This is a genomic window from Bacillus sp. EB106-02-03-XG38 (assembly GCF_058792175.1).
On the sequence record NZ_JBYTED010000001.1, the window covers coordinates 560481 to 580520 of the forward strand.

The 20040-nt window shown below is 32.2% G+C and carries 24 protein-coding genes; 17 read left to right on the plus strand and 7 right to left on the minus strand.

Annotated elements, in window-relative coordinates; translation table 11 throughout:
* The first annotated feature begins 61 nt into the window (after positions 1 to 61).
* Positions 62 to 574 carry a GNAT family N-acetyltransferase gene (locus tag AC3WTI_RS02775; protein WP_087956443.1) on the plus strand — a complete coding sequence of 171 codons (513 nt, stop codon included), beginning with the start codon at positions 62 to 64 and terminating at the stop codon, positions 572 to 574.
* Between the two features lie 36 nt (positions 575 to 610).
* Here the strand turns inward: AC3WTI_RS02775 and AC3WTI_RS02780 are convergent, their stop codons facing one another.
* On the minus strand, positions 611 to 1498 hold the full coding sequence (locus tag AC3WTI_RS02780; RefSeq protein ID WP_087956444.1) for a DMT family transporter: 888 nt from the start codon (positions 1496 to 1498) through the stop codon (positions 611 to 613).
* A 171-nt stretch (positions 1499 to 1669) separates the two neighbouring features.
* Between AC3WTI_RS02780 and AC3WTI_RS02785 the strand changes: the two genes are divergently transcribed.
* The 5 genes from AC3WTI_RS02785 (at position 1670) to AC3WTI_RS02805 (ending at position 5823) form a co-directional block, all read left to right on the plus strand.
* Positions 1670 to 2230 carry a helix-turn-helix domain-containing protein gene (locus AC3WTI_RS02785; RefSeq protein WP_253621557.1) on the plus strand — a complete coding sequence of 187 codons (561 nt, stop codon included), beginning with the start codon at positions 1670 to 1672 and terminating at the stop codon, positions 2228 to 2230.
* Between the two features lie 25 nt (positions 2231 to 2255).
* Entirely contained in the window at positions 2256 to 3203 is a 948-nt protein-coding gene (locus AC3WTI_RS02790; protein WP_087956446.1) for a hypothetical protein, read from the plus strand.
* A 166-nt stretch (positions 3204 to 3369) separates the two neighbouring features.
* Positions 3370 to 3519 carry an aspartyl-phosphate phosphatase Spo0E family protein gene (locus tag AC3WTI_RS02795; RefSeq protein ID WP_072191050.1) on the plus strand — a complete coding sequence of 50 codons (150 nt, stop codon included), beginning with the start codon at positions 3370 to 3372 and terminating at the stop codon, positions 3517 to 3519.
* A 114-nt stretch (positions 3520 to 3633) separates the two neighbouring features.
* Positions 3634 to 4362, plus strand: coding sequence for an alpha/beta fold hydrolase (locus AC3WTI_RS02800; protein ID WP_087956447.1), 729 nt, complete (start codon positions 3634 to 3636; stop codon positions 4360 to 4362).
* Between the two features lie 60 nt (positions 4363 to 4422).
* Positions 4423 to 5823 (plus strand): protoporphyrinogen oxidase, encoded by a 1401-nt coding sequence (locus AC3WTI_RS02805; protein WP_087956448.1) that lies wholly within the window; start codon positions 4423 to 4425, stop codon positions 5821 to 5823.
* 196 nt (positions 5824 to 6019) lie between these two features.
* Here the strand turns inward: AC3WTI_RS02805 and AC3WTI_RS02810 are convergent, their stop codons facing one another.
* Complete coding sequence (locus AC3WTI_RS02810) at positions 6020 to 6568, minus strand: hypothetical protein (RefSeq protein WP_492304298.1); 549 nt, start codon at positions 6566 to 6568, stop codon at positions 6020 to 6022.
* A gap of 372 nt (positions 6569 to 6940) precedes the next feature.
* Between AC3WTI_RS02810 and AC3WTI_RS02815 the strand changes: the two genes are divergently transcribed.
* Positions 6941 to 7492 (plus strand): GNAT family N-acetyltransferase, encoded by a 552-nt coding sequence (locus tag AC3WTI_RS02815; RefSeq protein ID WP_048529068.1) that lies wholly within the window; start codon positions 6941 to 6943, stop codon positions 7490 to 7492.
* Between the two features lie 38 nt (positions 7493 to 7530).
* Here the strand turns inward: AC3WTI_RS02815 and AC3WTI_RS02820 are convergent, their stop codons facing one another.
* Both AC3WTI_RS02820 and cspD read right to left on the minus strand, forming a co-directional pair.
* Positions 7531 to 7716, minus strand: coding sequence for a cold-shock protein (locus tag AC3WTI_RS02820; protein ID WP_000286198.1), 186 nt, complete (start codon positions 7714 to 7716; stop codon positions 7531 to 7533).
* A gap of 85 nt (positions 7717 to 7801) precedes the next feature.
* Entirely contained in the window at positions 7802 to 8005 is a 204-nt protein-coding gene (gene cspD, locus AC3WTI_RS02825) for a cold-shock protein CspD (protein WP_000176368.1), read from the minus strand.
* Positions 8006 to 8376: 371 nt separating this feature from the next.
* Between cspD and AC3WTI_RS02830 the strand changes: the two genes are divergently transcribed.
* Together AC3WTI_RS02830 and AC3WTI_RS02835 are read left to right on the plus strand one after the other, a co-directional pair.
* Positions 8377 to 9273, plus strand: coding sequence for a CPBP family intramembrane glutamic endopeptidase (locus AC3WTI_RS02830; protein ID WP_087956450.1), 897 nt, complete (start codon positions 8377 to 8379; stop codon positions 9271 to 9273).
* Entirely contained in the window at positions 9237 to 9932 is a 696-nt protein-coding gene (locus AC3WTI_RS02835; protein WP_253621558.1) for a nucleoside/nucleotide kinase family protein, read from the plus strand. Before AC3WTI_RS02830 ends, AC3WTI_RS02835 begins: the two co-directional genes overlap by 37 nt.
* Before the next feature lie 36 nt (positions 9933 to 9968).
* Here the strand turns inward: AC3WTI_RS02835 and AC3WTI_RS02840 are convergent, their stop codons facing one another.
* Positions 9969 to 10730 (minus strand): arginase family protein, encoded by a 762-nt coding sequence (locus AC3WTI_RS02840; protein ID WP_087956451.1) that lies wholly within the window; start codon positions 10728 to 10730, stop codon positions 9969 to 9971.
* A gap of 311 nt (positions 10731 to 11041) precedes the next feature.
* On the opposite strand from AC3WTI_RS02840, the gene AC3WTI_RS02845 reads away from it, so the two are divergent.
* Together AC3WTI_RS02845 and AC3WTI_RS02850 are read left to right on the plus strand one after the other, a co-directional pair.
* Entirely contained in the window at positions 11042 to 11815 is a 774-nt protein-coding gene (locus tag AC3WTI_RS02845) for a Cof-type HAD-IIB family hydrolase (protein WP_087956452.1), read from the plus strand.
* A gap of 98 nt (positions 11816 to 11913) precedes the next feature.
* On the plus strand, positions 11914 to 12519 hold the full coding sequence (locus tag AC3WTI_RS02850) for a PRK06770 family protein (protein ID WP_087956453.1): 606 nt from the start codon (positions 11914 to 11916) through the stop codon (positions 12517 to 12519).
* Positions 12520 to 12577: 58 nt separating this feature from the next.
* On the opposite strand, the gene AC3WTI_RS02855 is transcribed toward AC3WTI_RS02850, so the two are convergent.
* Entirely contained in the window at positions 12578 to 13468 is an 891-nt protein-coding gene (locus tag AC3WTI_RS02855) for a LysR family transcriptional regulator (RefSeq protein ID WP_142286506.1), read from the minus strand.
* Between the two features lie 105 nt (positions 13469 to 13573).
* On the opposite strand from AC3WTI_RS02855, the gene AC3WTI_RS02860 reads away from it, so the two are divergent.
* The 3 genes from AC3WTI_RS02860 (at position 13574) to AC3WTI_RS02870 (ending at position 16207) form a co-directional block, all read left to right on the plus strand.
* Positions 13574 to 14617 carry an aspartate-semialdehyde dehydrogenase gene (locus AC3WTI_RS02860; RefSeq protein WP_087956455.1) on the plus strand — a complete coding sequence of 348 codons (1044 nt, stop codon included), beginning with the start codon at positions 13574 to 13576 and terminating at the stop codon, positions 14615 to 14617.
* A 153-nt stretch (positions 14618 to 14770) separates the two neighbouring features.
* Positions 14771 to 15895 (plus strand): C45 family autoproteolytic acyltransferase/hydrolase, encoded by a 1125-nt coding sequence (locus AC3WTI_RS02865; RefSeq protein WP_087956456.1) that lies wholly within the window; start codon positions 14771 to 14773, stop codon positions 15893 to 15895.
* Positions 15896 to 15943: 48 nt separating this feature from the next.
* Entirely contained in the window at positions 15944 to 16207 is a 264-nt protein-coding gene (locus AC3WTI_RS02870) for a hypothetical protein (protein WP_142286505.1), read from the plus strand.
* Positions 16208 to 16309: 102 nt separating this feature from the next.
* On the opposite strand, the gene AC3WTI_RS02875 is transcribed toward AC3WTI_RS02870, so the two are convergent.
* The gene (locus AC3WTI_RS02875) at positions 16310 to 17212 is read right to left on the minus strand and encodes a LysR family transcriptional regulator (RefSeq protein WP_087956458.1); all 903 of its coding nucleotides are present in this window, start codon (positions 17210 to 17212) and stop codon (positions 16310 to 16312) included.
* Positions 17213 to 17369: 157 nt separating this feature from the next.
* Here AC3WTI_RS02875 and AC3WTI_RS02880 point away from each other — a divergent pair, with 157 nt between their 5' ends.
* The 3 genes from AC3WTI_RS02880 (at position 17370) to AC3WTI_RS02890 (ending at position 19830) form a co-directional block, all read left to right on the plus strand.
* Positions 17370 to 18056, plus strand: a complete 687-nt coding sequence (locus AC3WTI_RS02880; protein ID WP_087956459.1) for an MOSC domain-containing protein — start codon at positions 17370 to 17372, stop codon at positions 18054 to 18056.
* A 259-nt stretch (positions 18057 to 18315) separates the two neighbouring features.
* Positions 18316 to 19200, plus strand: a complete 885-nt coding sequence (locus AC3WTI_RS02885) for a GNAT family N-acetyltransferase (RefSeq protein ID WP_087956460.1) — start codon at positions 18316 to 18318, stop codon at positions 19198 to 19200.
* A 33-nt stretch (positions 19201 to 19233) separates the two neighbouring features.
* The gene (locus AC3WTI_RS02890; protein WP_087956461.1) at positions 19234 to 19830 is read left to right on the plus strand and encodes a DUF1349 domain-containing protein; all 597 of its coding nucleotides are present in this window, start codon (positions 19234 to 19236) and stop codon (positions 19828 to 19830) included.
* Positions 19831 to 20040: the final 210 nt, after the last annotated feature.

The following is a 20040-nucleotide window of genomic DNA, read 5'->3' on the forward strand; positions in this document are numbered from 1 at the left end:
TTCACTAGAGGTCTAGAATGGAAAGAAAAATGTACTGTAATGAATATGGAGGGAAGAAATTATGGGGATCAAAGTAAGAGCGGTAGAAATTCAAGATGCTAGAGCCATTCATCGTATATGCATACAAGATGATGTTTTACCTTATATGGTTTTCTTACCTAGCATGCGAGTAGATGCGATGGAAAATAGAATTCGAAATTTAGCGCCAAATCAATTTGAATTTGTTGCAGAGTATGATGGAGAAGTTGTTGGATTTGTTGGGTTAACCCAAAGTCCAGGACGTAGATCTCATTCTGGTGATTTGTTTATAGGGGTAGATAGTGAATATCATAATAAAGGAATTGGAAAAGCGCTTCTTACAAAAATGCTTGATTTGGCTGATAATTGGTTAATGTTAGAGAGAGTAGAATTAGGTGTTTTAGAAACGAATCCGAAAGCGAAATCTCTATATGAGAAATTTGGGTTTGTAGAAGAGGGAGTAAAGATAGGGAATTTGAAAGCACACGGAAAGTTTATTAATGAAATTATGATGAGTCGTTTTAGACCGGATGGTTTGATCGTACATAATGGATAGTGAAAAGCATGACAGTATAATGTCATGCTTTTTTTGTTAGTTGCGATTCGGCAGTTTTGGTTGCATTAAAAATAATGCTAAACCAATAAAAATAATTGCAATTCCTAGTCCTTGTTGTAAAGAAATGGTCTCATTTAATATAAAGTACGCTAGTATACAAGTTCCAATTGTTTCTCCTAAAATACTCATAGAGATTACAGTAGCGCTCATCCATTTTAATAACCAATTAAAAATTGTTTGACCTAAAATTGTAGCAACAAACGCTAAGCCAATAAAGCACAACCAAGTTTGCGTAGAGTAATGGATGAAAGATTCTTGCTGCATGTATGCAAATATACCAAGAAAACAGGCGCTACTTCCATAACTAATTACTGAATACGGTATAAGTGATACATTTTTACGAACATGTTGACTAATGAAAAAGTAAGCTGTAATAATTCCGGCCGCAATAAATGCTAAAATGTCCCCGTATAAAGCTTCTCCGCTAATTTGGAAGTCTTGCCATCCAATGACGATACTTCCTGAAATAGCGATAAGGCAACCGATAACTGCTCCTTTTGTAAATCTCTCTTTAAAAAGAAAGTAACCACCAACCATTGAAAATAAAGGTTGTAGCGTTACGATTACTGTAGAACTTGCTACAGAAGTATATTGTAATGATTCAAACCAAAGTACATAATGTGCAGCTAAAAATAATCCAGATATGAATCCGAATCCCCATTGTCTTTTTGTTACTGTTTTTAGCTCGTTTCGCTTATTTTTATTAATCAGTAATAAAGGTAACAGAATGAGTGCAGCAAATAATAATCGATAAAAAGCAATGATAGCCGCAGGAGCATCTGCTAATTTTACAAAAATTGCTGAAGTTGATAGGGCAAATACGCCGAAAAATAAGATGCAATATGAAAGAATAGGTGATTTCACAGTTTGTCCCTCCAATAGAACTTTTATTATAATGAACTAAATACGATATAATGTACAAAGGTTAGTATATAAGTCCCTGAGACGTTAGGGAAGGATTATTTGCCTTTGTTTATTATGTCAGCACAAAAGTAATGAAACATGCAATATGATGGACGAAAGGAAGTTTTTACAATGATACATGATAGACTCGGACAAACTGTATTAAGTTATCGCAAGAAAAATAATATGACGATTCGTGAATTTGCTGATTATGCCGGGATTAGTACATCATTAATTAGTCAAATTGAACGAGGAAATGCGAATCCTTCTTTAAGTGTATTGGAATTAATTGCAAAAGCATTAAATGTACCACTTTTTACACTTTTTATTAATGAAATCGATACAGATTCACTCATATCTAAGAAAAAAGATCGAAAAAAAGTATATCGGGAGAATAATAATCACATTGTATATGATGTATTAACACCGGATTTTATGAAAGCGCGTATTGAAATGTTAATGATGGATTTAAATAAAAAAGCAAATACAACGGAAAGTCACTATTCACATGAAGATAAGGAAGAGATTGCTGTTGTTATGAAAGGGGAAGTGTATGTGGAATTAGAAGGAAAAGAATATTTTTTAGAAGAAGGTGATGTTGTACGAATTCCGCCAAATGTGAAACATCGTTTTTTAAATAAAAGTGATGAATCTAATCATATTTTATTTGTATTGACACCATCTTTAGGATGAGTATAAAGTGATGGAGGATAAAAAGATGGAAAATAAAACTGTCTTAAGAGATGGCCTTTCAATTATTTCTCAATGCAAAAGACGAACAAATGATATTTGGCATGCACATTTCGGAGCAGCTGCAATTGCTAGTTATTTCTTTTTGAAAGATAACAATATGGATGAAGAGATAACTCGTAATATGTATTACCAAACAAAAAGGATGCTGAACAAGCAAAAATTAGGTGAAGTCATTAATGTTAAAGAAGAAATTGATTTTCAAAGTGCTGAAAAAATCATTATTAAATCATTGGAACAAACAATTGATGAACTTCATTGGGTGGGGCATAATGTCATTTATGCTGCATTAAGTTTATTAGCTATAAAAGAGTTACAAAAATGGGGAGATAATCAAGAGATTGAAGGGATTTTTAATCTTATATTATCATTTCAAAAAACAATTCCAGGCAGATCATGGATTGGTTTTACAACAAAGGAAGTAAAACAATTACATATAAATGATGAGATAGTAAATGAATTAAGAAATCCGAAACAATTGTCTACATTTATTTTAAACGAGCTCTCGCAATTTCATATTATTTATAGAGCAGAATCACATCATGATTTAATTGGTCATTTACTTACTTTTTCTCATGCAATAAATATAATGTATGACTTAGGGCATAGAGATATATTCTACCGAGCGTTGCGTCCACTGTTAAAGCTAGTATACGTATTACGTGCTAGTCAAAATCTTATGCCGAATACTGAAATAAACTTGCACTCACCTATAGATTGTTTACCTTTAATCGAATCTAAACGTGCTCATATATTACCGACAGAAAATCAATTTTGGCTAAAAGACTATGGTGCATTTGATTGGGATTTCGGACATGTCTTTAAATTTTCATATAGTTACTTTGATCATATTAAGAGAGCTCCAAAATATAAAGATATAACATTAGAGAAATTCCGATTTATTATTAATACGTAGTGAAGTTTAATGATTTATATAAAGGGCTCAATTTAAATTTTCTTGTTGATAGTATATTATTTTTATATTTGTAAGATTTTACATATGTATTTTACTTTTACTAATTATGTAAATAGGCTATACTATAATACATACATTTTAGTATTGGAGAGAGAAGTAAAACGACATGGAATTAGTGAAATTGGAAAAAGTAATTGAAATAAAGAAAGAAGAACTTTTATATTTAGTATCGGATTATGGAATTCAACATGAAAAAGTATTGGCATTAAGCCAAGAATTAGACAAACTGATAAATTACTTTATGTTTTTAAAATAGAAAGAACTATGACATGATGTGAAAATGTTATAGTTCTTTTTTATTTGGAAATTCAAATGTATATTTTATATACTTATAATAAATGGAATATTCCGTTTCTAAGGAGGGGTAAATATGATTTTACATACTCATATTTCAGGGGAAGGGGAACCGATGGTACTTTTACACTCTGGTGGTATGACAGGTTTAGTAGAATTTGAAGAGCAGGTAGCATTTTTTCGAGAAAAAAATTATCAAATCATTCGTCCTGATTTAAGAGGCCATGGAAAGTCAGGGGGGACATTGGAGAATTATTTCCTAAGTTCCGTAAAGGATTTATATGATACGTTAGTACATTTACAAATTGATAGATGTCATATAGCTGGTGTTTCCCTAGGAGGATTAATCGCTTTATTATTTGCAAAAAACTATCCATATAGAGTAAGAACATTAACTTTTTCAGGTATCTTTCCAGTTAAGAGAGAAAATTGGGAGGAGTCTCAGGAGTATGAAGCGAATTGTCATCAGCAACTGATGGAAAATGAAGAAGTTGTAACGTATATGAATCAAATTCATGAAAAAAGTGATTGGAAAGCATTACTTGAATCATGGCAAGTTAAAGATTGGTACCCATTCGAAGAAACTGGTGATGTAGCCAATCTTCAAGTACCTACACTTTGTATTGCTGGGGGAGATTCAGAAGATGAAGTTGTAGCTGCTACAACGTTCAAACAATTAAATAACAACATTCATATTGCTGTTATTCCGTTTGCCGGTCATTTAGTACATAATGATCAACCAGGAGTCTATTCGAATATATTGTCTAATTTCTTACAGAATGCGCAAGCGGCTAGTCGAATATAAGGACTTTTGGGTATAATAAGAAAGGAATTATTAATTGTATCGGTTAGGAGCGCAGCACATATGAAAACAGTTGTTGTTATCGGTGGAGGTATAACGGGACTTTCTACTATATTTTATTTAGAAAAATTCAAAAAGGATAATAATATAGAATTAAATTTAATCCTGGTAGAAAAAGAAGAGTACTTAGGTGGTAAAATCCATAGTGTAGAAGAAAAGGATTTTATTATGGAATCAGGAGCGGATTCTATCGTTGCTCGCAATGAACATGTTATGCCGCTTGTAAAAGATTTAAATTTAGAAGAAGAAATGGTATATAACGAAACGGGTAATTCTTACATATATTCTGATAATACTTTACATCCAATTCCTTCTGATACTATATTTGGGATACCGATGAGCGTCCAGTCATTATTTAGCAGTACGCTAGTATCAACGAAAGGCAAAATTGTTGCTTTAAAAGATTTCATAACGAAAAATAAAGAGTTTACCAAAGATACTTCACTTGCTGTATTTCTAGAAAGCTTTTTAGGGAAAGAGTTAGTGGAAAGACAAATCGCCCCAGTGCTTTCAGGTGTATATTCCGGTAAATTGAATGAACTTACTATGGCATCGACATTACCGTATTTACTGGATTATAAAAATAAATATGGAAGTATTATTAAAGGTTTTGAAGAGAATAAAAAACAGTTTCAATCAGCAGGAAACAAAAAGTTCGTATCATTTAAAGGTGGACTATCTACGATTATTGATCGTTTAGAAGAAGTGCTGACTGAGACAGTTGTTAAGAAAGGTACTGTAACGACAGCTGTAAGAAAACAAGGTGATCACTATGAAATTTCCTTTGCAAATCATGAATCAATCCAAGCTGATTATGTTGTCTTGGCAGCTCCGCATGATATCGCAGAATCTTTATTACAGTGTAATGAGTTAAATCAGCAGTTTCATACATTTAAAAACTCATCTCTTATAAGTATTTACTTAGGGTTTGACATACTAGATGAACAATTACCGGCAGATGGCACAGGATTTATCGTAACGGAAAATAGTGATTTACATTGTGATGCTTGTACATGGACAAGCCGGAAGTGGAAACATACATCTGGAAAACAAAAGCTATTAGTACGAATGTTTTATAAAAGTACCAATCCAGTATATGAAACGATTAAAAATTATAGTGAAGAAGAATTAGTACGAGTCGCTTTATATGATATTGAAAAGAGTCTCGGAATTAAAGGTGAACCAGAAGTAGTTGAAGTTACAAATTGGAAAGATTTAATGCCGAAATATCATTTAGAACATAATCAAGCGGTCCAAACATTACAAGAAAAAATGACGGATCTTTATCAGAATGTATACTTAGCTGGTGCTTCATATTACGGTGTCGGAATTGGTGCGTGTATTGGAAATGGAAAGAACACTGCAAATGAAATAATTGCAACATTAAATGAACAGTCAAAATAGAATACATATATAAATAAAGCGTCCTTCCAATATTAGAGGGACGCTTTATTTATCCCGCTTGCAGTAAGACCCCCACCTCAAAATTCAGCGAAAGCAAAGAAGTTAGGTGGGGGTTGGGCTACCCATAAAAATCCGATTGGTGAAGGCTGATAATCAGTGAGTGATGAAGAAACTCCCCACTGATTAAAGTTTCACTTTATTTCACTTGAATGGAGATTTTTTTATTAGTTGTATTATTTTCAGTAATCGTTAATGTTATGTCCCCGGACTCTTTGAATGAATGGGGAGAGAGTTGATAAAGTTCTTTTATACCGTGTTTCTCTTTTAATGTATTAGCAGGAAGTAACGTTATGTTCGGTTTCCATGATTCTTGTTTTCCTGAAGGATAGTTTACTATTATTTCTGGATTATTTAATTGCATTTGTTCCCAAGAAGCCAAACGTAGTTCAACTTCTGTATCTTTTTTTAGTAACTCTTCTGAGAAATATCCAAGTTCTCCAATGTTACCGAAAATAGTAAAGTTTTGATTTTGTAGTGTGATATCTAAATATTTAGGTTGATATGTTACTGCGTGGTAGATTCCATAGGTAAGTGAAAGAGTTGCAACGATTAAAATGCTGATTGAAAATGTTTTAAAGCTATTGCCTTTAAAACTAGTCATCATGAATGAGTTTGGAGCAAACTTTTTTGCAAATAAAAATATGAGTAAGATGAGTAAGAGGGATAAACCGATGAATATATACATAGAAAATATACACCTCCATAACAAATTATATTTTAACTATATTTTACCATAAATGTATTGGGTAGGATGTTATTTTAGAAGGGAAAAGTGAGCAAGGAATCGAATTAATAAGACATATTATTATGAGCGGAGTGATGGAGATGAAAATAATACAATTAATTTTAAAATTATAGAATAAAGAGATACTCATACTATTTTGATCATCTCTTTATTTTTAAATTATATAAAAGTAAGAAGGGTTGCTCTTAGTTCATATTGAATTAAGAGAATAAGCTACTCTTGAAATAATTGATTAATGGGACATTAAGGACTTTCCTAATTATTAATATTTTTTCTGCTATAATGAATAAGTAGAAAGAAAGGAATGATTCTATGGCATTTCCTATATTAGAAACTGAACGTTTGCGTTTAGTTGAAATAGAACAATCTTATTGTCAAAAAATATATGAAATCTTTTCATTAGATGAGGTAACATGTTATTACGGTATGAATTCTTTTACGGAGTTTGGACAAGCTTCACGTATGATTGAATCTTTTTCAAAAAATTATTTTGAGAAAAAGGCGATACGATGGGGGATTGTATTAAAAGAAACTAATACTTTAGTAGGTACAATTGGATTAAATAATTTACAACTATGGAGTAAACGATCTGAAATTGGATATGACTTACATCCTCGTTATTGGGGGAATGGTTATGCGTCAGAAGCGGCCGAGGAAATTATTCATTATGGATTTCAAGATTTAGGCTTATTTAGAATTGGAGCTATTACATACCCTGAAAATGTTACTTCTTGTAAAATGTTATCTAAAATAGGGTTTCATAAGGAAGGGCTATTACGTGGATATATTCATCAAGGGAATAAGCAACATGATGCACTGCTGTATTCTATAGTTCGAACGGATGTAGAAGAAATAAATTTATAACAAAAAACCCCTCTTATAAAAGAGGGGTTAAATAAAAGTTAACCTAACTTAGGTAATAAACGTTCTCCGCTTTTCATGCTACTTTTACATAAAGGGCATTTAGGCTCTTCTTCAAATGAAAAGTTCTTTCTCATCCATCCTAAACAATCCTCTGCTTCACATTCCCAAACAGGTGTTTGTTCTGGTGGTACTTCTGCTACATCGTTCTTTCGATTGCGATACATGTAACCACTCCTTTTATGTAAAAATTTTAGTTATATATTAAAAAGGTTGTTAACCGTGCTGGTAACAACCTTTTTATTGTTTGAATTATAGCTTTACAACGTTTTTAGCTTGAGGTCCACGGTTACCGTCTTCAACTTCGAAGCTAACTTCTTGACCTTCGTCAAGAGATTTGAAGCCGTCGCCAGTGATAGCTGAGAAGTGAACGAATACGTCGTTACCGCCTTCAACTTCGATGAAACCGAAACCTTTTTCGCTGTTAAACCATTTTACTTTACCTGTTAATGTCATGGTAATGCCTCCTAAAATTTAAAAAGATTACAATATGATCGGCCTTATTTGAATGAAAAATAAAAGTTCACATATTATCAAAAACCAATAAGTAGTACAAAATGTTCCTGATTGATACTTGATAATATGCAAAGAAAATATAGTGTTAAATTGACCTTAATTACTATCTTACAACAAATGGTGGGAAATAGCAAGTGCTGGTAATACCAGTGAATAATCTTGGTGATAATAGTAAAACGCACAAAGTCATCTCTTTTATTTATATATTATTCCTAATTTGGGTTTATGCTAAACTAAGAACATTTTTATTGAGAATTTGTATTAGAAAAACGATATATATTATTGAGATATTTGTTAAGGAGGCGGGAATATTGCAATTTACTCAATTTAAAATAATTGAAGCAGCTAAAGAAGGAAGAAAAAAAGTTCATCCAGTATTCGCTGTTATACTTGCAATTGTATTTTTAACTTTAGGTGAATTGTTCATGTTATTTATGTTGTTTTTACCGAATACAGAAACACTTTTAATGAAGGCAATTTATAGTGATATTGAGATGATATTGACGTTTGGCGGAGCTATATTTTTTGTTTTTTTATGGATTAGATTTGTAGAGAAAAGATCTATTTCATCTATTGGCTTTTGGAGAAACGAGTGGATTAGAAAATATTTGAGAGGTGCATTATTAGGTTTTGTTTTCATTTCAATACCAGTCTTGCTCCTTCTATTAACAGGAAATGTACAACTACAAATGCAACAAATTACACCAACAGCTATACTTGGAATTACAGGATCTTTAGTTGCTTTTTTAATACAAGGTGCAACAGAAGAAATCGTTGTTCGAGGCTGGTTATTTCCAGTCCTTTCTGTTAAAAGCCGTATATGGATCGGGATTGTTGTTACTTCTTTTTTATTTGGCTTTCTTCATTTACTAAATCCAGGTATTACAATTCTTTCAATATCGAATATAATATTAGTTGGTGTATTTGCAGTTTTTTACGTTTTGAAAGACAGTAGTCTTTGGGGGATATGTGCATGGCATTCCATTTGGAATTGGGCGCAATATAACGTATTCGGTTTTGCAGTTAGTGGAATGACAATGTATTCTACACCACTTTTTAAACCTGTAACAAACGGATCGGAATTCCTTCATGGAGGTTCGTTCGGGATTGAGGGTAGTATTATAACAACAATCATGCTTTCTATCGCTTCCATTGTTCTATGGAGACAGTTATGGGGGAGAAAAGTGAAACAACGAGATCTAAATTAATGAAAGTGGGAGAAATTATGGGGATTATAGCGTTTGAGGGAGCAAGCGCGGTTGGTAAGAGCAGCACGTGTCGTGAGTTAGAAAAAAATTATGGTGCGTACATTATACCTGAAGTGAATGTATTATTTGAAAGACCAAAAAACGAACATAGAACATGGTATTTTGAAAAACAAGTAGAGCGTTGGAAAATAGCAGTGCAGAAGTCAGAGCAATATGAATTAGTAATACTTGATGGCGATATTTATCAGCCGCTTAGTTATAATTGGTGTTTCCATTTTGATATATTTGATCAGCCATTATCTTTAATAGAAAACTTTTATAAAGAAAAGCTGATCAATAAGGAAATTGGTTTTCCTGATCAATATTTTTATTTATATACAAATGATGAAGAACTGAGAAAACGGAAAGAATGTGACGAGACAAAAAGAAGAAGAAACTTTGAAAAACATTTACATATATCAAAATCGTTTCAACGTTATTATGAAAATTTAAATACCGTTACAGACGGGTACTGTAAACTGATTGACGCGAAAAGTGTAAAATCGAATGAATTAGAAATTGTAAACAGTTTGAACAGTTTACATGTGTGTGAAAAGAGCCGTTTTGATGTTTCGCGGTTAGATGCGATTACGAAGTGGTTAAAAGAACAACGTGCATAAAAACGACGAGTGCCTTATAAGACGCTCGTCGTTTTTTTATGTATTATATATGGAATTTAAAATTTGTAAGTTTGCTTTTTCATTTTTTTTAATGGCATTTGTATATTTAGCTAGAAAGAGCTGAGAAGGATAAACTGGTAGTTCACCACAGATATCGATACCATAGACATTTTTATTCTTTATAAGAGAATGAATACATTTTAAAAGTGTAGAGAGTTCCATTTTTCCTTGATCCCAATTCGTAATAGTTACTTTTGAGTCTAAAACATCTTTATCGACGCTTACATATATAGTGTTTGTATGAATATGCGAAAGTATTGTATGTGTAGATACTTCGTTTGGCGAATCTATTGGGAACACTTCTACGCATGAATAATCATTGGAATGAATTGTTAAAGAAGAAGGTCCAATCATAATTACTTTCTTTAATTTTGGGTTATTTTGAAGAGCGAATGATACCCAAGACCCGCAAGAAATAAGAGTATGGTCACTTTCTGCTTTTAAGTTCATATCAGTGTGATGATCAAATAAAATAAGGCTAAATGGCTCATCTATTTCTTTTAGTAGTAAATAAGATACATAATGATAATTTCCAGAACCGATAAAAGTGATTCCTTTTTGCTTTCTACGATATAACTCCCTTTTTATATGCATTAAAGAAGGGGTCTCGCAATATAGGTTTGCGTGCTCTAAATGACTAAAATCAATATCTTCATGTGAATAAGAATGAAGTTTATTTTGTAATAAATACGTATCGTCAAAGTTTAAAAAAGTTAATCCGCTATACAATAAACTCATATTTATTCATCTCCTTTATAGGTAGGCTATCATATATTTTTATAAATAAAAAACGAAATGCTTAGAGGTGGATTTGAAATAGATGGGTTATTTTGACAGAATAATCTTTCAATTTATAAAGAAAAGAAATATAATATGAGGAAATATGTATGTGTTTCAGGAAATAGAAATTATGTAATAAATGAAAATGAGACTTGAAATGGAATTGAGAAAAAAAGTAGGTAAAGAATAACTAGCAGCAAAAGCTCAGTTAATTCAATGAATAATTAATATTTCAAGTTATTATTTGTGAAAGGAGAATAAATGTAAGTATGAAAAAGATTATTATTTCAGATCTTGATGGGACTTTATTAAGAAGCGATAAAACAATTTCAGAGAAATCTATAAATATTTTAAGGGAATGTAAAAATAATGGGGACGAATTGATTTTTGCTACAGCAAGGCCGCCAAGAGCTATAAAACAGTATATCCCCAACGTGTTAAAGAGTGAGATTATAATTTGTTATAACGGGGCTCTAGTTCTTAAAGGGAATGATATTTTATATGAAATGAAGATTTCTAAAAATATCATTTTAGAAATCATAGAAATAGCAAACAAGTATAATCTTCATGAGATTTGTCTTGAAATAGGTGATAAGTTGTATTCAAATTTTGATGTTACTGATTATTTTGGTAATATACCATGTGAAATTATGGATGTAAGAGATTTAGACTTTGAAAAAGCTTCTAAAGCAATTATTTGTACGACAGGCACAATAAACCAGAAATTTATTAAAGAATTGCCTGATGAATGCAAGGCGGTCATTACAGATGACGGGACATTGTGTCAAATTATGCATGCAGAAGTTTCAAAATGGAATAGTATTCAATATGTACTACAGCACTTAAATAGAGACGTATCTGAAGTTATTGCCTTTGGAGATGACTACAATGATATGGAAATGATAGAGAAGTGTGGGATTGGTGTAGCGATGAGCAACGCTGTTGAGGAATTAAAGGCAGTCGCTAAATTTATTGCTAAAAGTAACGATGAGGATGGAGTTGCTATATTTTTAGAAAGTAAAAGTTATGTTTATGTTAACTAGTATGAAAAAAATTGTAGTAAGCAGCGAAAAAAGAGATGCTGCATCTGTTTTTGATAAATAGATATTATGAATGGGATACGTGGGAGGAAACAAGCAAGATGAAAACATTATTTAAAATAATAGGTATTATAGCTGGTATGGCGATAATCGGCGTAGGTGTAACATATGGTATGCTGTATTATTTGAATAACAGTAAACCAGCTGCGAAAAAGGCATCTCCAGCCGCTCCAGCAGCAGAAGTACTAGCCGATAGTAATGTAAAAGCTGAAGATGCAAAGCTTTTAGAAAATGGCAATCATTCATTACCGAATAGCGGTTTTAATAAAAATTTCAAGTGGACAGATGAGAACATACAGACAGCATTACATGAAATGGCTCATCAAAAAACGAAAGCGGATCAAAAGTGGGGCTATATTTTTATCACACAAGAACGTATTGAAAGTTTACTTGATATTGTAAAGAGTAATGATTTAGTACAAGGAAATACATATGCAGACATTTTAGAGAGATGGAAACAAGGGAAATATGAAAAGATGGACGCGGATCACAATAAGATTTGGAAATTACAAAGCGGGAATTTAGGTGAAGGGAAAGGAGTACTGTCAGAAGCGGAACAAAAAGAATTGATCAATCAATTGTTTATGCAAAAAGGTACATATTCAGGCAGTAAATTAATTGCAGGTGGGGAACAGACTAATAAATAAGATAATATTGGAGGAGAGTAATTGCTTTTTAGGCAGTTACTCTTTTTTGTGTGCACTTTTATTCTTTCTCTAGCAAGGAAAGAAACGATTGTAAAACGGGTGAAATCCATCTAGATTTATGATAGATTACATGGCTTTGAATAACTGCTGGAGTTTCTATAGGTTGAAAACAGAGTTTCTCTTTTTGACAACTTTCTTGTACAACGATGTAAGGAAGAATTGAAATTCCTAACTCACACATTACAGATTGTTTAATGACTTCAACGTTGGAAGTTTCAAATGTTTTAGCTGGAACATTTCCGCTTTGACGTAAAAAACGATCTACCATCGGTCTGTAGCCGCAGCTTTGCTCTGTAAAGATAAATTGGGTATCGTGTAGTAAACAAAATGGATTAGAGTGTGTAGAGTGATGGGGAGGTAAAATCCATCCAAATGCTTCATTACAAAAAGTACGTGTAATAAAATCATTAAGTTCCATACTTTCCCCAATTATGAAAATAACATCTGTTTCTCCTTCACGTAGCTTATTCATTGCTTGTTCGTTTGTATTTGTTTCCAATACGATATTTACTTTCGGATTTTCCTGTTTGTAAGTACGTAATAATTGTGGTAATCGGTACACTGCTAATGATTCGTTAGATGTAATCGTTAATGTTCCCTCTAAATTATCACTATTTTGAGGAATTTCTTGTGCTTTTTCATAAATAGCAAGTAACTCTAGGGCATAAGGATGAAATTGATGACCTGCTTTCGTAAGAAGTACTTTTTTCCCTAATCGATCAAAAAGAGGGAGATGTAAATCGTTCTCTAATGCTTTCATATGCGCTGTTACAGTAGATTGCGCATAACCTAACGCATGAGCAGCTTTAGAAAAACTACCATACTTAACAATGGCACAAAATGTTTTAACATGTCTCATTTCCATAAGCGATCCCTCTTTTATTATCATGATTTGTGAATGATTATATCACGTATTTCAATTTTCCAAATGATTAAATTCTTTATAAAATGAAAATGTAGAAATATTCATTTAAGTGATATTGGAGGAGAAAAGATGATCAAAAAGGGCTATCATGTAGCTGTTATTGGGGCTACAGGTGCAGTAGGGCAAAAAATTATTGAACTGTTAGAGAAAGAAACTAAATTTAATATAGTTGAAGTTACATTACTTTCGTCAAAGCGATCCGCTGGTAAGGTAGTACAATTCAAAGGACGAAAGATAATAATACAAGAGGCAAAAACAACAAGCTTTGAAGGTGTAGATATTGCCTTTTTTAGCGCTGGAGGAGAAGTATCCAGGCAATTTGTCAATCACGCAGTCTCTAGTGGCGCTATCGTTATTGACAACACGAGTGAATACAGAATGGCACATGATGTACCACTCGTTGTTCCTGAAGTGAATGCGTACACCTTAAAGGAGCATAACGGTATTATAGCAGTTCCAAATTGTTCAGCATTACAGATGGTGACAGCTCTTCAGCCAATACGAAAATCATTTGGTATAGAACGAATTATCGTTTCCACATACCAAGCTGTATCAGGCTCAGGAATTCATGCGATTCAAGAATTAAAAGAACAGGCTAAGTCAATGCTTGCAGGTGAAGAGGTTAAGAGTACTATATTACCTGTGAAGAAAGATAAAAAACACTATCCAATTGCATTTAATGTATTGCCTCAAGTAGATCTATTTACAGAGAATGATTTTACATTTGAAGAAGTAAAAATGATTCAAGAAACGAAGAAAATTTTGGAGGATCAAAACTTGAAAATGGCAGCAACTTGTGTGCGTGTTCCAGTTGTTTCAGGGCATTCAGAATCGGTTTATATTGAACTTGAAAAAGAAGCGACCGTTGCAGAAATAAGAGAAGTATTGCTGGATGCACCAGGTGTTATATTGCAAGATAACCCTAGTGAACAGCTGTATCCTATGCCATTATATGCAGAGGGGAAAATCGATACATTTGTCGGGAGAATTAGAAAAGACCCTGATACGCCAAAAGGGTTCCATCTTTGGATTGTTTCCGATAATTTATTAAAAGGGGCTGCTTGGAATTCGGTTCAAATCGCAGAAACGATGGTGGAAGAGGGGATCATTTAGTATTAAGAAAACTAGGAAACTGTTAATGATTACAGTTTCCTAGTTTTTATTTTATCCCAGCCACATTTGATTTGAATGACAGTAAAAAACATCAAGAATGAATAAAATTCATTTGGTATGATATGGATATATTCAATGTGAGGGGGAAATGTGATGTATGAAGTAAAGGGGTATTTTTCATCATTAAAAGGAAGTTATTATGATATTGGAAAGCAACAAGGAGAGTTTGTGAAAAATTATCCGTACCTCATTCCGCAATTTATACAACAAGAACATGTGGTATCAGATAACTATTGGGCTGAATCTAGAAATATATTACATCAATATTGTCCTGGGATTAATGAAGAAATTGAAGGTTTTTGTGAAGTATTGAAAATTTCTTCTAAACATATGATGTATTATTATCAAACCTTATTAAAGGCAGGATGTAGTCATTGTGTTCTATTACCTCAAAAGACAGATTCAAAGCACACATATGTATTAAGAAATTATGATTTGTCGCCAAAAATAGATGATATGCGTTTTTGCTCAACACATGTTGAAGGTGCATATGTGCATAGTGGCTTTTCTACTCAATATTTCGGACGAACAGAAGGAGTTAACGAGCATGGGTTAGCTGTTACATTTTCAGCATGTGGTCAACCAGTAGGAAATATTGAAGGCTTACGAAAGCCAGTGTTAAGTGGTTTACAATGTTTTGCGGTAATTCGAGTGTTACTAGAGAAATGTAAAAATGTGCAGGAGGCGAAATTACTAATAGATGAAATACCAATTGCAAGTAATATTAATCTTATTATAGCGGATCCTCTTGACGCAGCGCGCATTGAAATATTTGACGGATATAAATCAATTATCACAATTGATGAGGAAAGCCGAGATTTTATCGTATCAACAAACCATGCGATCAGTTTACCTATTCAAAAATTGAATACTAGAAGATTAGAACAATCTATAAACAGATATCACACGTTGTACGATCATTTAAATCGAAATGAACAAGTGAGTATGGAATCTTTAAAAGGATTAGTAGAAAAAGAGTATCCTACTGGGCTGACAGTACATAATTATGAAGAATGGTTTGGAACTTTGCATTCTGTCTTATTTGATTTGCATAATCGTACAATGAATATTTGCTTCGGTTCTCCAATTTTAAACGACTGGTACTCATTGAAAGTTGGAGAAAGTCTATCTTTTTCTAAGGTGAATGTGAAATTTGAAAATAAAACATATGCTGATTTTTGGAGAGAAGAGCATAATAAATTGATTCCAAAAGAATAAATGAGATAAAATGGTAATAGAAAAGTGTATATACGGGAGGGAATGCCATTGCTAAAAGTTATATTACCGATTGTTCTTATCTTATTTGTTGCCGTTTCAATGTATATTACTTATGAAAAAAGAAAAAAAGCAGGGGTAAAGGGCTTGAAGAGTGCGTTAACTTCAATTTGTTTCTTTACATTAGCAATTTTGAATTTGTTTGCATATTGGTTTAATTTTGGCGGGATTTTTATTTGGTTCATTTCAATTGTTTTATTGTTAGTGGGGGCGTATTTTACGAAATATATCCCAATATCTAAAAAGGTACATTGAAATTTATATGAATTTACATGTTATGTTTTATAATATTGTAAAAAGAGATTATTCTACTAGGTCGTTGTGAAACGGTTTTATAGGATAATCTCTTTTGTTCGTTTAGCTTTGTAAAGAACGTACTGTTCTTTTTAGTTGCTCAATAAATTCTCGAGTTGCAGCACACATATATTTATCTTTTCTGTAAATAAGTCCTATTTCAATTGTGGGAGTAGGATTTTCTATTTTAATAGCTTGAATGTTTTTATTTTGTAAAAAATCTATATATGGTTTTGGTAACACTGTAATTCCCATTCCTTTTGAAACCATTTGGATTAAAGATTCCATCGTACTAATTTCTAAAATTGGTTTTGGTTTAAAGTTGAATTTTTGACAATGAGATGTAAATAGTTCGGTTAAAAAGAAATTTTTAGGTAAAAGAATGAAAGGGTAGTTCTGTAATTCAGCAATAGATACATGATTACGTTCAGCTAATCGATGACCGGTTGGTACGACTAATGTAAGTTCACTTTTGTATAGGGGGATAGAAATAATCTCCTTATCTTGCACTGGGAGAAATGTAATACCAATGTCTAGTTCATTTTGCAATAATTTTTCACGAATTTCTCCGGTGCGAAGCCCTAATACAGAAAGTTCTATATTGGGATATAAATGATTGAAATTTAAAATAGCTGGTGGTAGTAAGTAATTTACGACGGTTAACAAAGATCCAATTGTTAAGGTACCTTGCTGTAATCCGTTTAAGTCTTGAATAGCGGAACGGGCTTGTTCAACTTCATGAAAAATCTTTTTACTATGTAATAATAAAATCCGTCCTGCGTCAGTTAAAGATATTTTTTTACCGATGCGATCGAAAAGCGGCATTCCTATTTCATGTTCTAATGCACGTATTTGCTGACTGAGAGAAGGTTGTGAAATATTTAATTTCTCAGCTGCTTTTGTGAAATGTAATTCTTTTGAAACAGCTAAAAAATATTCAAGTTGTCGTAATTCGATTGGGATCACCTCAAGTTTAATGATAGGTTATACCTATCATTATTATATAAATAATTGGATTGAACAATGGTTTTTCAGGTTTTATAATCATCTTTATATAACAGAGATAGTTGTGAAAATAAATCGAGAGTGAAATTCATGTGACACCTGTAAAGGAGGAAAAAGAATGGCTAATGAATATCAAATATTATCTTTAAATATAGGGTTACCAAAAGAGGTTACATACGGCGGAAAGGTAATTCATACAGGCATAAATAAGAAACCAGTAAAGGAAGCGGTGTTTTTATCATTTGTAAAATTTAATGGGGATGGCCAGGCGGATTTAGTGCATCATGGAGGAGTAGATAAAGCGGTGTGCGTATATTCGGGAGAACATTATGGATATTGGGAAAAAGAGTTGAATCAAGATCTTGTATATGGGGCATTCGGAGAAAATATAACAATTTGCGATATGCGTGAAGAGGATGTTTGTATTGGTGATACATTTCAAATTGGAGAAGCAATTGTGCAAGTAACGCAGCCAAGACAACCTTGTTTTAAATTAGCAAAGAAATACAATATTCCAAAGTTACCATTATATTTTCAAGAAACAGGATATACAGGGTTTTATTTTCGTGTATTAGAAGAAGGTTGGGTATCACCTGTTGATACGTTAAAGTTAATAGAGTCTGATCCAAAAGGTGTTACAGTAGCATTCGCTAATCGTATCATGCATAAAGAAAAACAAAATGTAGAAGGGCTAAAAAGGATTTTAGAAGTACATGCACTTTCTACAAGTTGGAGAAATACATTTGAAAAGCGAATGAGGGGAGAAGAAATTAACACAAAGGAGAGAATAGAAGGAAAAAAATAATAAAAAATATTTTTATAAATGGTGTATTTCTATGAGTAAAAACGAAGTAGATAGCACTATTTTTATATAATAAACTTATTAATATTCAAAAATCTTAATATTGTTTTATTCGACTTATTTTCGAATAGTCAAAACATAAAATTAATTAGACTCTTTTTTTATATTTTATGATAGTATATTGATTGGTAAGACCTATTACATTAAGAGCAGGTCATATAACTAAATCTAATTTGATGGAATTAACGTATGGAGGGACAACATGGGGAATGTTGAAATTTTTGAAAAACTTCTTTTAGCAGAACCGAAAAGAGAGCAGTTATTTCCTTTATTTGAAGAAGTGTTTGGAATTACAATTCAAACGTTGAATGATTTTTCAGAGAGAGGTTGTTGGGATGATACATACAAAGCTTTATCATTTTTACATGACGATAAAGCGATTGCAAATGTTGCGGTATTTTCGCTACCATTGCTAGTAAATGGTGAAAGAATAAATGCAGCGGGCATTCAATCGGTAATGACACACCCTAATTTTCGAAGACAAGGACTCATGACACAATTAATAAGTAAAATGATAGAAGAAATCGATAAGAAATGTGAATGTACATTATTGTTTACAGAAAAACCTGAACTATATGCATCATTTGGCTTTAAAGTTGTGCAGGAGTATTTAATGACTATTCTATATAATAAAAAGAATAATAATGATTTCTTACTTAGAAAGTTAGATTATTATATGGAAGAGGATAGAAAGTTAATACATGAAATTATTGATAGTAGCCAAAGACTTTCAAATAATTTTTCAACATTAAACTTCCATCCTTCGTTTTATTTGAATATATATGATTCAGAATGGAATGAGAAATTGTATTATTCAGAGAAACTAGATGCTCTAATTGTGTATGAAGTAGATAATGAAAAGTTGAAACTATATGGAGTATTTGCACCAGTAATTCCAGTTTTAGATGAAATATGCGGGGAAATCGCCGAAAGGTTTACAGAAATCGAATTTTACTTCTCTCCAGATCAATTAGGGATTGAGGATGTACAATTTACAGAAGTACAGTCAAGTAAGTGTTTAATGGTTCGAAGTAATAAAGAGTTAGATTTTAAAGGTTATAAATTCCCAGTATTAGCGGAGTTTTAAATGTTTGTATAAAGGTTTTATTATGGAGGAACTATGAATATATCATATATACCTAAACATGTTGAGCAGCTCACTATAATGAATGTCCCTGAATATTATAAAATTAATGACAAGCAGGCGTTTATTGTCCGTTCGAAAGCAGAAACAGATTTTTGGCTTAAAACACATTATGGTTTTGAAGTCATGAATGGTCATGTATTTTATAATGAAATGGTGACAGACTTTCAAGCTGAAGTACAATTGTGTATGAATCCAAATTCAAAATACGATCAAGCAGGTCTTTTTGTTATGATTTCGGAAAAGTGTTGGCTGAAAGCTTCATTAGAATATATTCCAGATGGTCCATCACATTTAGGAGCAGTCGTAACAAATAATGGATATTCCGATTGGTCCACACAAGACTTTCCAACAGAATTAGCTAACGAGCAACTTCGTTTTCGAATTGTTCGTAAACGTGGTGATTATACAATATATGTGAAGAAGATCCACCAATGGGAACAAATAAGAATCGCTCATTTGATGGAGGATACAGGAAATGAGCCTGTTAAAATAGGTTTTTACACGTGTAGTCCTTCTAAAAATAATGGATTTGAGACTGAGTTTTTAGAGTTTACAACTGAAAAAATATAGATGAAAAACCGTATTCTTTTCATTAAGAATGCGGTTTTTATATTTATATAATACAAAGCACATTTATTGACCGAAAAGTCATTAATGCGTATCATTTAATAATGTTAAATATTAATTTACATAATATAATAGGAATAAGAAAGAAATTACAAAATACATCGCTTAAATAAGGAGGGTATGAATTATTAAATGGTAATTTCATAGGAAAAA